The 14,951-nt window shown below is 65.0% G+C and carries 12 protein-coding genes; 6 read left to right on the forward strand and 6 right to left on the reverse strand.

The features are described from left to right. Nucleotides 1–7 precede the first annotated feature (7 nt). Nucleotides 8–919: a rhodanese-related sulfurtransferase gene (locus GKC28_RS21360; RefSeq protein ID WP_174149012.1), complete on the reverse strand. Its 912-nt coding sequence runs from the start codon at nucleotides 917–919 to the stop codon at nucleotides 8–10. A 177-nt stretch (nucleotides 920–1,096) separates the two neighbouring features. On the opposite strand from GKC28_RS21360, the gene pncA reads away from it, so the two are divergent. The 3 genes from pncA to pncB all read left to right on the forward strand — a co-directional run bounded on the left by pncA (nucleotide 1,097) and on the right by pncB (nucleotide 5,379). Continuing rightward, nucleotides 1,097–1,693, forward strand: coding sequence for a bifunctional nicotinamidase/pyrazinamidase (pncA, locus tag GKC28_RS21365; protein ID WP_174149013.1), 597 nt, complete (start codon nucleotides 1,097–1,099; stop codon nucleotides 1,691–1,693). A 69-nt stretch (nucleotides 1,694–1,762) separates the two neighbouring features. Then, complete coding sequence (locus tag GKC28_RS21370; RefSeq protein ID WP_174149014.1) at nucleotides 1,763–4,027, forward strand: ATP-binding protein; 2,265 nt, start codon at nucleotides 1,763–1,765, stop codon at nucleotides 4,025–4,027. A gap of 62 nt (nucleotides 4,028–4,089) precedes the next feature. Beyond that, on the forward strand, nucleotides 4,090–5,379 hold the full coding sequence (gene pncB, locus GKC28_RS21375) for a nicotinate phosphoribosyltransferase (RefSeq protein ID WP_174149015.1): 1,290 nt from the start codon (nucleotides 4,090–4,092) through the stop codon (nucleotides 5,377–5,379). A gap of 79 nt (nucleotides 5,380–5,458) precedes the next feature. Here pncB and GKC28_RS21380 read toward each other — a convergent pair whose 3' ends face one another. The 4 genes from GKC28_RS21380 to GKC28_RS21395 are packed head-to-tail and all read right to left on the reverse strand — an operon-like array spanning nucleotide 5,459 to nucleotide 10,266. After that, a complete protein-coding gene (locus GKC28_RS21380) occupies nucleotides 5,459–6,910 on the reverse strand; it encodes an aldehyde dehydrogenase family protein (protein WP_174149016.1) in 1,452 nt (483 codons plus the stop codon). Further along, on the reverse strand, nucleotides 6,903–8,510 hold the full coding sequence (locus tag GKC28_RS21385) for an ABC transporter ATP-binding protein (RefSeq protein WP_174149017.1): 1,608 nt from the start codon (nucleotides 8,508–8,510) through the stop codon (nucleotides 6,903–6,905). Before GKC28_RS21385 ends, GKC28_RS21380 begins: the two co-directional genes overlap by 8 nt. Beyond that, entirely contained in the window at nucleotides 8,507–9,322 is an 816-nt protein-coding gene (locus GKC28_RS21390) for an ABC transporter permease (protein WP_174149018.1), read from the reverse strand. The genes GKC28_RS21385 and GKC28_RS21390 overlap by 4 nt, the downstream gene beginning before the upstream one ends. Further along, the gene (locus GKC28_RS21395; protein ID WP_174149019.1) at nucleotides 9,319–10,266 is read right to left on the reverse strand and encodes an ABC transporter permease; all 948 of its coding nucleotides are present in this window, start codon (nucleotides 10,264–10,266) and stop codon (nucleotides 9,319–9,321) included. Before GKC28_RS21395 ends, GKC28_RS21390 begins: the two co-directional genes overlap by 4 nt. Nucleotides 10,267–10,440: 174 nt before the next feature. On the opposite strand from GKC28_RS21395, the gene GKC28_RS21400 reads away from it, so the two are divergent. Further along, nucleotides 10,441–11,559 (forward strand): acetoin utilization protein AcuC, encoded by a 1,119-nt coding sequence (locus GKC28_RS21400; RefSeq protein WP_174149020.1) that lies wholly within the window; start codon nucleotides 10,441–10,443, stop codon nucleotides 11,557–11,559. 117 nt (nucleotides 11,560–11,676) lie between these two features. Here the strand turns inward: GKC28_RS21400 and GKC28_RS21405 are convergent, their stop codons facing one another. Continuing rightward, on the reverse strand, nucleotides 11,677–13,155 hold the full coding sequence (locus GKC28_RS21405) for an ABC transporter substrate-binding protein (protein ID WP_174149021.1): 1,479 nt from the start codon (nucleotides 13,153–13,155) through the stop codon (nucleotides 11,677–11,679). A 164-nt stretch (nucleotides 13,156–13,319) separates the two neighbouring features. Here GKC28_RS21405 and panB point away from each other — a divergent pair, with 164 nt between their 5' ends. Further along, a complete protein-coding gene (gene panB, locus GKC28_RS21410) occupies nucleotides 13,320–14,165 on the forward strand; it encodes a 3-methyl-2-oxobutanoate hydroxymethyltransferase (RefSeq protein ID WP_174149022.1) in 846 nt (281 codons plus the stop codon). A gap of 8 nt (nucleotides 14,166–14,173) precedes the next feature. Continuing rightward, nucleotides 14,174–14,951: pantoate--beta-alanine ligase (panC, locus tag GKC28_RS21415; RefSeq protein ID WP_174149023.1), on the forward strand; the 778-nt coding region annotated here is incomplete at its 3' end.

Here is a 14,951-nt window from a genome sequence, read left to right on the forward strand (position 1 = left end):
CCCAGCCTTACAGCGGGATGCTGCCCAGATGCTCCTCGCCGCGCGCGCGGGCCAGCTTCATCTGCTTCTGACGCTCGCGGAATCGCGCCTTGTCCTCTTCCGAGGTCTGATCGATGCACAGGTGGCAGCTCACGCCCTGCTCGAACTCGGGCCGCGCCTTGTCCTCTGGCAGGATCGGGCGGCGGCAGCCGTGGCACAGCTCATGCGGGCCTTCGACCAGCCCGTGGCCGACCGACACCCGGTTGTCGAAGACAAAGCATTCGCCTTCCCAGGCGCTGTCCTCGGCTGGCATTTCCTCCAGATAGCGCAGGATGCCGCCCTTCAGGTGATAGACATCCTCCACCCCCTGGCCCAGCAGGTAGTTGGTCGACTTCTCACAGCGGATGCCGCCGGTGCAGAACATCGCCACCCGCTTGTTGTGAAAGCGGTCCTTGTTCGCCTCCCACCAGGCGGGGAAGTCGCGGAAGCTCTCGGTCTTGGGGTCGATTGCGCCCTCAAAGGTGCCGATTGCCACCTCGTAGTCGTTGCGGGTGTCGATCAGCACCACATCGTCCTGCCGGATCAGGTCGTTCCACTCTTCCGGCTCGACGTAATGCCCGACAGAGGCCTGCGGATCCACATCCGGCTGGCCCATGGTCACGATCTCTTTCTTCAGCCGCACCTTCATCTTGCCGAACGGCGGCTCGGCAGCGGTTGCCTCTTTCCATTCCAGCCCCGCACAGCCGGGCAGCGCCTTGATATGCGCCAGCACCGCGTCGATGCCTGCCCGCGGGCCTGCAATGGTGCCATTGATCCCCTCCTGCGCCAGCAGCAAGGAGCCTTTGACATCCTGCGCCTGGCACAGGTCCAGGAGCGCCGGCCGGATCGCGGCGGGATCGGGGAAGCGGGTGAAGTGATAGAGGGCAGCAATCGTGTACATGCCCCGCCCTTAGAACCATGCGCCCGGGTTTTCAAGTCAAAGAACCCGCCCGGCAGCCCCAATAAAACAAGGGCTTTGGATGTATGTTTTGGCCATGCCTGCGCGCTGTCCTGCAGCAACAGTTCCCATGACCCGCCTATACCGCTAGATATTGTGTATACAGCATAGGAGATGCCGATGACCCATGCCCTGATCGTTGTCGATGTGCAAAACGATTTCTGCCCCGGCGGCGCGCTGGCGGTGCCCGGCGGCGATGAGGTGGTCGCCTCCATAAATGCGATGATGGACCAGTTTGATGCGGTGATCCTGACACAGGACTGGCACCCGGCGGCGCATTCATCCTTTGCCTCCTCGCACCCGGGTAAGGCGCCGTTTGAAATCACCGACATGCCCTATGGCACCCAGGTTCTGTGGCCCGACCACTGCGTGCAGGGCACTGAGGGCGCGGCTTTTCACAAGGATCTGCGCACCGATGGCGACCTGATTATCCGCAAAGGCTTCCGGGTGGGGATCGACAGCTACTCGGGCTTTTTCGAGAATGACCAGACCACGCCCACCGGGCTGGAAGGATACTTGCGCAGCCGCGGCATCACCCGGCTAACCCTGGCCGGGCTGGCCACCGATTTCTGCGTCGCCTTCACCGCGCTGGATGCAGCACGGCTTGGCTTTGACGTGACGGTGGAGCTCACCGCATGCCGCGCCATTGATCTGGAGGGGTCTCTTCAGGCCGCGCTGTCCCAGATGAAAGAGGCGGGGGTTGCTTTGCAATCTTGAGTTGAGGTTTCCAAATGTTAACCAATGAGCCATAACACTGTCCGGGAGTCTGGACAGCAAGGCTGACTGATGAAGGTAGGAAACGGGCCGGATCACGGCCCATTGGCCAGCTACGAAAGGAAGTACAGCTCGCTGGAGCTGATGCTGCGCTATGCCAGGGGGCGGTACAAAACCTTCTGGCCGCGTCAGCTGTTTGTTCTCGGAGCGTGCCTTCTGCTGGGCCTGGCAACCGAAATGACAATTGCCGCCTTCGGATTTCTGGCGGCCTTTATCGGGGATGCCGCTGACAGTTACTGCCTGTGGCGGCTGCCGGTTCTGGCGGGCAGCGGGTGTTCCGAACGGCGGTTGTGGCAGCTGTCCACCGCATCGGCCGCGGTCTACGGCGCGGGGATGAGCATCTGCGCCACTCTGCCGTACTGGCCCGTGATGGAGGCCGGCGTGAACATAGACCACCACCTGGATCTTCTGTTCACAATCGCGTTTCTTGCAGGCATCGCAATGAATGCGGCAATCACCTTGCCCTATCACCGCCCGGCCTCGCTCGTCTGGATGGTGTTTTTCTGCGCCGTGCCGTCTGTCATGCTTGGCATCGACCTGACGGCGGGCGGCGGGTTCACAACCGAATGGCAATTGCAAGCCGCCGGGGCTGCCACCCTGACCGGCTACATGTTCTGGCTTGCCGGTTACGGGCGCCGCGCATTTGAAAACACCCGCCAGTACAATCTCGCAACGGCCCGGCAGCAGCAGGAGCTGGAGGCGGCAAATGCCCGTTTGGTGGAACAGCGGAAGGAAGCCAGGCGCCTGGCGCTGATTGCCGAGAATGCCAATGACATCGTCCGGCTGCTGGACCGGGATGGAAGGACGCTGTGGGCCAATGGAACCTTCAGCCGTGTCACGGGCTTCACCTTGGAGGAAGCCAAGGGCCGCCCGCTGGGCGAGCTGATATTTCACCCGGACATCGACCCCGCCGCGGCCGAAGCCATCGAAAAGGGGCGCGCGGCCGGCGCATCCTTCCGGGTTGAAATTCTCAACCGGCGCAAGGATGGAACACCGCTCTGGCTGGAAACCAACCAGGTGCCAGTGCTGAACGCCCAGGGGGAAGTTGAATCTTTCGTTGCAGTGGAGCGTGACGTCACCGCCGCCAAGGAGCACGCCCAGCAACTTGAACAGGCGCGCATCGCCGCAGAGGATGCCGCCCGCGCCAAATCGGATTTCCTGGCCACCATGAGCCACGAAATCCGCACCCCGATGAACGGCGTGATCGGCATGGCGCAGCTGTTGCGCGACAGCGGCCTCAGCGAGGAGCAGGCGCTGTACGCCGATACCATTCTTAGCTCTGCGGACATGCTGCTGGCCCTGATCAACGATGTGCTCGACTTTTCCAAGATGGAGGCGGAAGAACTCACGCTCAGCCCGGTCGACTTCGACCCCCGCGCCTGTTTTGAAAACACGATACGCCTGCTGCAGGCCCAGGCCGATGCCAAGAGCCTGGAACTGGCGCTGGAGATCCAGGAAAACCTGCCCGCGCAGCTGCGCGGTGACGACAGGCGGATCCGTCAGATTCTGATGAACCTGACCGGCAATGCGATCAAGTTCACCAAACAGGGCCGGGTTTCGGTGGCGCTGGGCGGCACCCCGGCGGCCCGCGGCGGGTATGAGCTGACGTTCTCGGTGACGGATAGCGGCATCGGCATTGCAGAGGACAAACTGGGTCAAGTGTTTGAAAGGTTTTCGCAGGCGGATGCCGCAATCAGCCGCCGGTTTGGCGGAACGGGGCTGGGGCTGGCCATTTCCCGCCGCCTGGCAGAGGCAATGGGCGGCACCATCGCAGTGTCCTCGGAATTGGGCTGCGGGTCCTGTTTTGCGGTTCGTCTTCACCTGCAGGATGCGCGGGACGAAGCCGCCGCACTGCCTGAACCCGTGGCACCAAGCACCCCTGCGGCGCTGGACGGTCTGCGGGTGCTGGTGGCTGAGGACAATGCCGTGAACCGGCTGCTTGTGGAGAAATTCCTGCATGCCACAACTGTAGAACTGGCCTTTGCGCACAACGGCCGCGAAGCACTGGTGCAATTCGAGAATTTTGCACCGGATATCATCCTGATGGATATGTCGATGCCGGAAATGGACGGGCTCGAGAGCACCCGTGCAATCCGCGGCTTGGCCCGGCCCCAACCGGTGATCGTGGCGCTGACTGCCAATGCTTTTGACTCCGACCGCAAGGCCTGCCTGGCCGCCGGCATGGACGACTTCATGAGCAAGCCGATCAGCAAGCCCAGGCTGCTGGCGCTGCTGGCCCGGCTGGCACCGCAGGCGCAAAGCCGCCGCGCCGGCTGATCTCCTTGCCCCGGCTGCCGGGCTGTCCTATCAATCAGTGATCCTTATGCACGAGGCCGCCGGTGGACATTGCAACCCGCGTCTACAATCACAAATGGAAGATCGACCCGATCATCCGGTCGCTGATTGATACTGATTTCTATAAGCTTCTGATGTGCCAGTCGGTGTTCCGCAACAAGCCGGACACCACCGTGACCTTCTCGCTGATCAACCGCTCCGCGCAGGTGCCGCTGGCAAAACTGATTGACGAGGGCGAGCTGCGCGAACAGCTGGACCACATCCGCTCGCTGTCGCTCAGCCGCGGCGAAAGCACCTGGCTGCGCGGCAATACATTCTATGGCAAGCGGCAGATGTTCCGCCCCGACTTCATGGAATGGTTCGAGGGGCTGCGCCTGCCGCCCTATCACCTGGAGCGCAAGGGCGACCAGTACGAGCTGACGTTTGAGGGCAAGTGGCACGAGGTCATGCTGTGGGAAATCCCGGCGCTGGCGGTGCTGATGGAACTGCGCAGCCGCGCGGTCATCAACAGCATGGGCCGCTTCGAGCTGCAGGTGCTTTATGCCCGCGCGATGACCCGGGTCTGGGAAAAGATCGAGCGCCTGCGCGAGGTGGACGGCCTCACCATCGCTGATTTTGGCACCCGCCGGCGCCATTCCTTCCTCTGGCAGGACTGGTGCGTGCAGGCGATGATCGAGGGGCTGGGCCACAAATTCACCGGAACCTCCAACTGCCTCATCGCCATGCGCCGCGAGGTGGAGGCGATCGGCACCAACGCCCATGAACTGCCGATGGTCTATTCGGCGCTGGCGGACAGAGACGCGGAACTGGCCCAGGCCCCTTATGACGTTCTGTCCGACTGGCATGACGAGCACGAGGGCAACCTGCGCATCATCCTGCCCGACACCTATGGCACCCAAGGGTTCCTCGACCGCGCGCCGGACTGGCTGGCCGGCTGGACCGGCATCCGCATCGACAGCGGCGACCCGGCCAAGGGCGCCGAGGTGGCGATCAACTGGTGGAAGGACCGCGGCGAGGACCCGGCAGAGAAACGGGTGATCTTCTCCGATGGGTTGGACGTGCAGCAGATCCAGGACCTGCACGCGCAGTTCTCGGGCCGCACCAAGGTCTCTTTCGGCTGGGGTACACTGCTGACCAACGACTTCCGCAAGCTGGTGCCGGATGACGCGCTGGCGCCGTTCTCGCTGGTCTGCAAGGCGGTAGCGGCCAACGGGCGGCCCACGGTGAAGCTGTCCGACAACCCGGAAAAGGCGATGGGTCCGAAAGACGAGATCGAACGCTACAAGCGCGTTTTCGGCGTCGGCAAGCAGGAGCGGCAGGCGGTAATCGTTTGAGGGCAGAAGAGGGGGCGCCGCCCCCTCGGCCTGGGGCCTCACCCCCGGAGTATTTTGGAAAGATGAAAGAGGCGCCCGCTCAGCCGTGATGCGCCGCCACAGTCTTGAGCTGCGAGAACCCGTAAAGCGCCTCGAACCCTTTTTCCCGCCCGTGGCCGGACTTCCCGACCCCGCCGAACGGCAGCTCCACCCCGCCGCCGGCGCCGTAATTGTTGATAAAGACCTGCCCGGCGCGCAGCCGTTTCGCCAGCCGCATCTGCCGTGCTCCGTCGCGGGTCCAGACGCTGGCCACCAGGCCGTACTCTGTCGCATTGGCAATCCGCAGCGCGTCTTCTTCGGTCTCAAACGGGATCAGCACCTGTACCGGGCCAAAGATTTCCTCCCGCGCCAGCGCGTGATCCTCCGGCACGTCCGAAAACAGGGTGGGGCGCACATAGGCGCCGCTCTCCGGCGCGTTGTCCACGATGGCGCCCTGTGCCGCCACCGGCAGTTCCGCGCCCTGCTTCAGATAGTCCTCGACAATTTGCTTCTGCCGGGCGGAAATCAGCGGCCCGACCCGCAGGTCCTCCGCTGCCGGCCCCACGGTGAGCGCGCCATAGGCGGCTGCCATCCGCGTCTTCACCTCGTGGTAAACCCCGCGCTGCACCAGAATGCGCGAGGATGCGGAACAGGTCTGGCCCGCGTTCTGGATGCCGGCGTTCACCAGGAACGGCAGGGCCGCGTCCAGATCGGCATCATCAAACACCAGCTGCGGGGACTTGCCCCCCAGCTCCAGCGTCACCGGCACCACGTTGGCCCCCGCCGCCTGCTGCACCAGCGCGCCCGTGCGCACCGACCCGGTGAAGGAGATGTGATGCACGCCGGGATGCCCCGCCAGCGCCGCCCCGGCCTCCGCGCCCAGTCCCGGCACCACGTTCAGCGCACCCGCAGGCAGCCCGGCCTCCATGGCGATATGGGCAAAGGCCAGCGCCGTCAGGCAGGCTTCCTCGGCGGGTTTCAGCACGCAGGCATTGCCCATCGCCAGAGCCGCGCCGACAGAGCGGCCGATGATCTGCATCGGATAGTTCCAGGGCACGATATGGCCGGTCACCCCATGCGGCTCCCGCAGGGTGTAGACGGTGTAGCCGTCCAAATAGGGGATGGTCTCCCCCATCACTTTGTCCGCCGCGCCGCCGTAGAACTCGCAATAGCGCGCCAGCGCCACCGCGTCGGCGCGGGCCTGGGTCAGCGGCTTGCCCACATCCATTGCCTCGATTGCGGCCAGCAGCTCCACCCGTTCCAGCACGAATTGGCCGATGCGGGTCAGGATGCGGCCCCGCTCCAGTGCGGTCATGCGGCCCCAGGAGCCGTCCAGCGCCGCCTCTGCCTCCAGCACCGCGGCCTCGATATCCGCCGCGCCGCCGCGGGCAGTCCGGCAGATTTCAGTGCCATCCGAGGGGTTCACCAGCGGCAGCGTGCCGCCGCTGGCTGCGGGCAGCCATTTGCCGCCAACGAGGCAAAGCGCGGGATCGAACCAGAGGGGATCAGACATGCTGGGGGCTCCTTTCGGGATCGGAAGTATCGGGCAGCACCGGGGCTGCGGCGATCAGCTGGCGGGTGTAGGGGTGCTGCGGATTGGCGAAGACCTGTTCGGTGTCCCCCTGCTCGACGATCGCGCCCTGTTTCATCACCAGGCAGCGGTCGGTGATCGTGCGCACAACGCTCAGGTCGTGGCTGATGAACAGATAGGTCAGCGAATAAGCCGCGCACAGCTCCGCCAGCAGGTCGAGGATGCGGGCGCGGACCGAAACGTCGAGGGCTGAGACCGCCTCGTCGAAGATGATCAGCTCCGGCCTTGTGATCAGGGCGCGGGCAATGGCGATGCGCTGGCGCTGGCCGCCGGAGAACTGGTGGATGTATTTCTGCGCATCCTCCGGTTTCAGACCGACGGCGGTCAAGGTCTCCGCAATCAGATCCCTGCGTGCCGCGCCGGTTGGAGGATCAGGCAGGGTATGGAACGGTTCGGTGATCAGCCGTTCCACCCGGTGGCGCGGGTTGAAACTGCCGTATGGATCCTGGAACACCACCTGCAGCTTGCGCCGGGTGTGAGGCGCGAGGTGAGCCGTGACGGGCTCCCCGTCCAGGAGGATCTCCCCGCTCTGCAGTGGCTCCAATCCCAGAACCGCCCGTGTCAGGGTCGATTTTCCGCAGCCCGACTCGCCCACCAGCCCCAGCCGCTCGCCGCGGTTCAGGGTGAAGGAGACATCGTTCACGGCGCGGAAATGGCCGGGTTTGGCAAACAGAGACGGGCGCGGGGTCTTGTAGTCTCGTATCGCGTTACGGACCTCCAGCAGCGGCGCCGGGGCAGACGGTTGCGGTAATTTCACCTGATGGCTCGAGGCTTCAAACAGCATCCGCGTGTAGGGGTGGCGCATGTTGCGCAGGAGCCAGCCGGTGTGGCCGGCCTCGACCACCTCGCCATTGCGCATGACGACGATCCGGTCGGCCAGATCCGCCACCACCGCCAGGTCATGGGTGATGATCAGCAGCCCCATGCCATAGTCCTGCACCAGATCCTTCAGCAGCTCCAGGATCTGCGCCTGGGTGGTCACATCCAGTGCCGTGGTCGGTTCATCCGCGATCAGCAGTTTCGGGCGCAGGGCAATGGCCATGGCGATCACTACCCGCTGGCGCTGGCCGCCCGACAACTCGTGCGGATAGCGGCTGAGCGGGAACCGGTCCTGAGGCAGCCCGACCCGCTCCAGCACCTCGCGCGCGCGGGCCTCAGCCTGTTCCCGCGGCATTGCCTTGTGGATCAGGATGGTTTCCATCACCTGCTCTCCGATGGTTTTCACAGGGTTCAGCGCGGTCATCGGCTCCTGGAACACCATGCCGATGGATTGGCCGCGGATCGCGCACATGCGGTCCTCGGACTGCTCCAGCAGCTGGGTGCCCTCCAGGGTGATATAGCCCCTGGTCTGCGCGAGATCCGGCAGCAGCTGCAGGATGGCGAGTGCAGACATCGACTTGCCGGAGCCGCTCTCGCCGGTGACGGCGACAATCTCGCTTGGATCCACGTGGAAGGAGACATCCTTCAGCACCCGGAAGGCGCCGATCTTCAGCGACAGGCTGGTAACATCCAGAAGCGTCATGCGCGCGCCACCCTGAGTTTCGGGTCCAAATAATCGCGCAACCCGTCGCCCAGCAGGTTCAGCCCCAGCACAGTCAGGATGATCGCCATGCCCGGTACCAGCGCCAGATGCGGCGCAAAGCTGACCATGGTCTGCGCATCGGCCAGCATCCGCCCCCAGCTGGGGGTGGGCGGCTGTGCGCCAAGGCCGACATAGCTGAGGCCCGCCTCCGCCAGGATGCCGAGCGAGAACTGGATGGTGCCCTGCACGATCAAGAGGTTCATCACATTGGGCAGGATATGCTCGGCTGAGATCCGCGCCGCGCCCTTGCCCGCAACCCGCGCGGCCAGGATGAACTCCCGCTCCCACAAGGACAAAGCTGCGCCGCGGGTGATGCGGGCGAAGACGGGGATGTTGAAGATGCCGATGGCGATGATGGCGTTGACCGCGCCGGCGCCCAGCACGGCGGTGATCAGGATGGCGATCACCAGCGACGGGAAGGCAAAGACCAGATCGTTGCCGCGCATGATCAATTCATCCAGCCAGGATCCCTTGCGCGCCGCGGCGGCCAGACCCAGCGGCACGCCCGCGCCCATGCCGATACCGACGGCCACCAGCGCCACGGCGATGGAGGTGCGCGCGCCGACCATGATCATCGACATCAGGTCGCGCCCGAAATGATCGGTGCCCAGCCAGTGCTGCGCATTGGGTGTCTGCAGCTTGGCCGGGATGTTCATCGCCGCGTGGTCAAACGGTGTCCAAAGGAACGACACCGCCGCCGCCAGCAGCACCAGCGAGGACAAAACAGCGCCAAGGATCAGGTTGCGGGTCATGAACGGCTCCTGAGGCGCGGGTCGGCCAGCGCATAGGCGAGATCGACCAGGAAATTCACCGTGATGACGGCAAAGACCAAGAGCATCACCACCGATTCCACCACGATCAGATCGCGCGAGGAGATCGCCTGGAACACGAGCCTTCCGAGGCCGGGCAGGTAGAACACCTGCTCGATGATGATGGCGCCGGCCAGCAGGAAGGAGAATTGCAGGCCGATGATGGTCAGCACCGGGATCAGCGCGTTGCGCACGCCGTGCCGCCACAGCGCCTGGTTCCGGGTCAGACCCTTGGCGCGGGCGGTGCGCATGAAATCCTCGCCTAGGATGTCCAGCAGGGCGGAGCGCATGACGCGGGTCAGGATTGCCGCCTGCGGCAGCGCCAGCGCGATTGCGGGCAGGGTGAGCGCATGGAGGCCGCTCCAAAGCCCTGCCTCCCATCCCGGAAACCCGCCCGCGCCGAACCAGCGCAGGTTGATGGCAAAGATCAGAACCAGCATCATCGCAAACCAGAAGTTCGGCACCGCGACGCCCAGCTGGGTCGCTCCCATCACCGCCATATCGCCCGGCTTGCCGCGGCGGGCGGCGGCGTAGATGCCTGCCGGAAAGGCAATCAGTGTCGAAAGCGTCAGCGCATAGAGCGCCAGCGGCAGCGACACCCACAGCCGGTCCGCGATCATGCCCGCAACCGGGGTGCGGTAGGTGTAGGAGGTGCCGAAATCGCCGCTCAGCATGCCCGCCGCCCACGTCAGGTATCGGGCCAGCTTGCCCTGATCCAGCCCCAGCTCCGCCCGCAGCGCGGCCACGGTATCGGGCTGCGCGTTGACCCCCAGCATGAACGATGCCGGGTCGCCCGGCGCCACCTCCACCACGAGGAAAATCACCAGCGAGGCGACGGCCAGGCTGAGGAACAGCGACAACAGGCGTTTCAGGGCATAACGCAGCATGGCTGCCACGTTAGGAGCCTGCGGGGAACGGGTCCAGAGGGAGGCGCAGGGAAACCGCAGCTGACCGGCAAAAATGCGCAGCGTCAAAGGGTTGAGCGGGCGTTCGCCTGGGAAACGGGCAAGGAACGGGGGCAGGCCCTTTGGCAGCGGGCGGAAACCGGCTATCTCTCTTTCATGCTGTCCCGCCCCCTGTTCATCGGATCGGAAATCTACCGCGGCTCATCTTATGGCCGCACCCACCCCCTGCGGGTGCCGCGGGTCTCGACCGTGATGGACCTGTCCCGCGCGCTGGGCTGGCTGCCGGATGCGGTCTATGTGAATTCCCCCCGCGCCAAACCTGCAGCGCTGACCATCTGGCACACGCCCGAATACATCGCGGCGCTGCGGGCGGCGGAGGCAGCGCAGGAGGTGAGCGCGGCGGTGCGTGCGCGGCATCATCTCGGCACCATCTCCAATCCGGTGTTCCCGGAGATCTTCCGCCGCCCGGCCACCGCCGCTGGCGGTTCGATTCTGGCGGGCGAGCTGCTGGCGGATGGCGGCATCATCTATAACCCGGCGGGCGGCACCCATCACGGGATGCCGGACCGGGCCAACGGATTTTGCTATCTGAACGATCCGGTGCTGGCGATGCTGTCGCTGCGTCACCACGGCGCGCAGCGGATCGCCTATGTGGACATCGACGCGCATCACGCCGACGGGGTGGAGCACGGCTTTGCCGGCGACGCGGATGTGCTGATGATCTCGGTGCATGAGGAAAACCTCTGGCCCAAGACCGGCAGGCTGACGGAGGACGCGGGTGGCTCAGCCCTGAACCTGCCGGTGCCGCGCGGCTTCAATGATGACGAGATGGCCCATATCCGCGACGCGCTGATCCTGCCGGTGGTGGAATCCTTCGCGCCCGACGCCATCGTGCTGCAATGCGGGGCGGATGCCGTCACCGAAGACCCGCTGCCGCATCTGGACCTGTCGAACAACGCCCATTGGGCGGTGGTGCAGGCACTGATGGGGATGGCGCCGCGGTATCTGGTGCTGGGCGGCGGCGGTTACAACCCGTGGTCGGTCGGGCGGCTCTGGACCGGCGTTTGGGCAACGCTGAACGGGTATGAGGTGCCGGAGCGCCTGCCTGCTGCCGGCGAAGCGGTGCTGCGCGGGCTGGAGTTCAACGGCAACCGGCTGGGCCGCAACCCGCCGGAGCACTGGTTCACCACGCTGCGCGACCAGCCGCGCGGCGGGGAAGTGCGGCGGGAAATCCGGGAGAGGGTGGATTATTTGCGGAATAGACGGGGGCTTTGAACCTGGTTCCGCCTGGCCGCAGGCCGGGCAGCGCCCGTCCCGCCCCCCCCGCGGGGSGGGCGTTTCGCTTCCCACTCCGCCGGGCCGGGCATTGCCCTTCGCGACGGGGATCGTACTTTACTCCGCCCAGCTGAGCGCACTCAGGTCGATGGCCGCTGTCGGTGCGTTTTCCCACAGCCCCTGCAACCCGGCCTTGGCCACCCCCAGCTTGGCCAGCTGGAACAGGTAGCCGTTCACGTAATCCGCCGAAATCATCTCCTGCGCCTCCTGCAGGAGTGCGGTGCGGGCCTCCGGGCCAGTGGTGGCGTTCAGCTTAGCTATCAGCTCCTGGAACGGCTTGCTGTCATACTGGAAGTAATATTCAGGCCGGGCATAGATGCCGATGTCCATCGGCTCGGTATGGCTGACGATCGTCAGGCCAAAGCTCTTGCCGCGGAACACGCTTTCCAGCCACTGGGCCCATTCCACGTTGATGATCTCGGCCTGGATGCCCACCGCGGCCAGCTGGGCGGCCACAATCTCGCCGCCGCGCCGCGCATAGGAGGGCGGCGGCAGGTGCAGGGTGGTCTCAAACCCGTCCGGGAAACCGGCCTCCGCCAGCAGCGCCTTGGCCTGATCGGGGTCGTAGGAGGACCCGCCGGTCAGATCGGTGTAGGCCGGGTGGTGCGGTGCGAAATGGGTGCCGATCGGGGTGCCGTAACCGAACATGGCACCGTCAATGATCGCCTGCCGGTCGATGGCATGGGCCATCGCCTGTCGCACCCGGATATCGTCGAACGGCGGCTGCTTGTTGTTGGTGGACAGGATCGTCTCGCCCTCGGTGGAGCCGACCAGCACCTGGAACCGCGGATCGGCCTCAAACTGCGGCAGGTTTTCGGGGGCAGGGAAGTTGTCGAAGGCGTCGATGTCCTCCGCCATCATCGCGGCGAACGCAGCGGTCGGGTCGGAGATGAATTTGAAGGTGGCAGAGGCCAGCGCCGGCTGATCGCCCCAGTAATCCGGGTTGCGCGCCAGCGTGATGCGGTCGCCCTGCACCCACTCCTGGAAGGTAAAGGCGCCGGTGCCGACCGGATTGGTCTTGATGTTATCGATGCTCTCCGGCGCCACGATCACCGCATCGCCCCAGGCGAGGTTGAACAGCAGGCTGCCGTTCGGCGCCTCCAGCCTGATCTGCACGGTCTGCGGATCCACCGCATCCACGGCGGTGATCCCCTCGAACAGCGCTTTCTGCGCGTTGGTGCTGTCCTCGGCGCGGGCGCGGTCGAGCGAGAATTTCACATCCTCCGCATCCATCGCGCTGCCGTCGTGGAAGGTGACGCCCTCACGCAGCTTGAAGGTATAGACCGTGCCGTCCTCTGAAATTTCCCAGCTTTCAGCCAGCCCAGGCACCACCGAGCCGTCGCCCATGAAGCGCGTGAGCCCCTCGAAGACATTGCTGTAAACCACCGAGTCGATGGCCTGCGCGGCGGCACTGGTCGGGTCCAGATGCGGCGGCTCCAGCTGCAGGCCGATGGTGACGCTGTCCTTGGCCCAGGCGCCGCCCGCGGCCAGTGCAAGCGCGGAACCGGCCGCTAAAACAAGTGATCTCAATGCCATTGGAAAACTCCCCGTGTACAATATGCGGGCCGTGTTCGGCGCCTATTGGAAACGAGTTTCCCCGATTCCCAAGCGTAATCAAGGGTGAGGGACATTTCGCGCACTGGAAGCACGCGGCGTTAATTGGTAATTCGTGTCCACTCTTGAACCGCGGACAGGAAGCCATGAGCGCAACAGCCAAGAAACAGGCGCCCAACGCCGAAGACATCCGGGCCCGCAAGGGCGGCACCCCTTTGGTGAGCCTGACGGCCTATACCACGCCGATGGCGCGGCTGATGGACAAGCATTGCGACTTTGTACTGGTCGGCGACAGCGTCGGCATGGTGCTGCACGGGCTGACCTCCACCCTGGGCGTCACCATGGAGATGATGATCCTGCACGGCCAAGCGGTGGCGCGCGGGCTTGAGCGCGCGATGCTGGTTATCGACATGCCCTTCGGATCTTACGAGGAAGGCCCGCAGCAGGCGTTCCGCAACGCCGCACGGCTGATGGCCGAGACCGGCTGTGCAGCGGTCAAGCTGGAAGGCGGCGTCGAGATGGCGGAGACCATCCGCTTCCTGGTCAAGCGCGGCATCCCGGTGATGGCGCATATTGGCCTGACACCGCAGTCGATCAACACCCTGGGCGGCTACAAGGTGCAGGGCCGCGATGCGCAGGCAGAGGCGGTGCTGGCGGATGCCCGCGCGGTGGCTGAGGCCGGCGCGTTTTCGGTGGTGCTGGAGAAGGTGCCGCAGAAACTGGCCGACAAGATCACCGCCGAGGTGGCGATACCCACCATCGGCATCGGCGCCAGCGCGGGCTGCGACGGGCAGATCCTGGTGGTGGACGACATGCTGGGCTTCTTCACCGCCTTCAAGCCGAAGTTCGTGAAACGCTACGCTGATCTTGGCCCGATGGCCGAGGCCGGCATCGCCGAATATGCCGCCGAAGTGCGCGCCCGCAGCTTCCCGGCAGCCGAACATGTTTTTGCCGATCAGGCTCCGGCCGCCAAGGCGCCCTCCAAAGGATGACTGCTGAAATGACCGCTCCTATTCTGCGCCGCCTGTCTGACCTGCGTGCCAAGACAGCCGAATGGCGCCGTGCCGGGGAAACCATCGGCCTGGTGCCGACCATGGGCGCGCTGCATGCAGGCCACTTGTCGCTGGTGGAGGCCGCCAAGGCGGCTTGCGACCGCGTGATCGTGACCATCTTTGTGAACCCAAAGCAGTTCAACAACCCGGAGGATCTGGCGAATTACCCGCGTACTGAGAACGAGGATGCGGAAAAGCTCGCGCCCTACGGCGTTGACCTGATCTATGTGCCGGACCCGGACCAGATCTACCCGGACGGCTATGCCACCAATGTCTCCGTTGGCGGCAGCATCACCGCGGTGATGGAAGGCCCCTTCCGCCCCGGCCATTTCGATGGCGTGGCAACAGTGGTCGCCAAGCTGTTCCTGCAAACCAGCGCGGATAAGGCGTTTTTTGGCCAGAAGGATTACCAGCAGCTGATGGTGGTGACCCGCATGGCCCGCGACCTGGATATCCCGATCGAAGTGATCGGTTGCGAAACCGTGCGGGAGGTCTCGGGTCTCGCCATGTCCTCGCGCAACCTGCGCCTGTCGGAGGAGGCTTTGGCCAAGGCTGCGGCCCTGAATGCGGCCATGCGAAAGGCTGCCGCCAAAGCATCTGTGGGCGAACCCTGGGCGCCGCTGGAGGCCGCCGCGCGGCAGGCGCTGGCTGCGGCGGGGTTCGGCGACGTGGAATATTTCGACCTGCGCTGCGCCGAAACGCTGGAGGCGCTGGACACTCCCTCCC

The organism is Leisingera sp. ANG59 (assembly GCF_013317235.1).
Taxonomy (GTDB): Bacteria; Pseudomonadota; Alphaproteobacteria; order Rhodobacterales; family Rhodobacteraceae; genus Leisingera.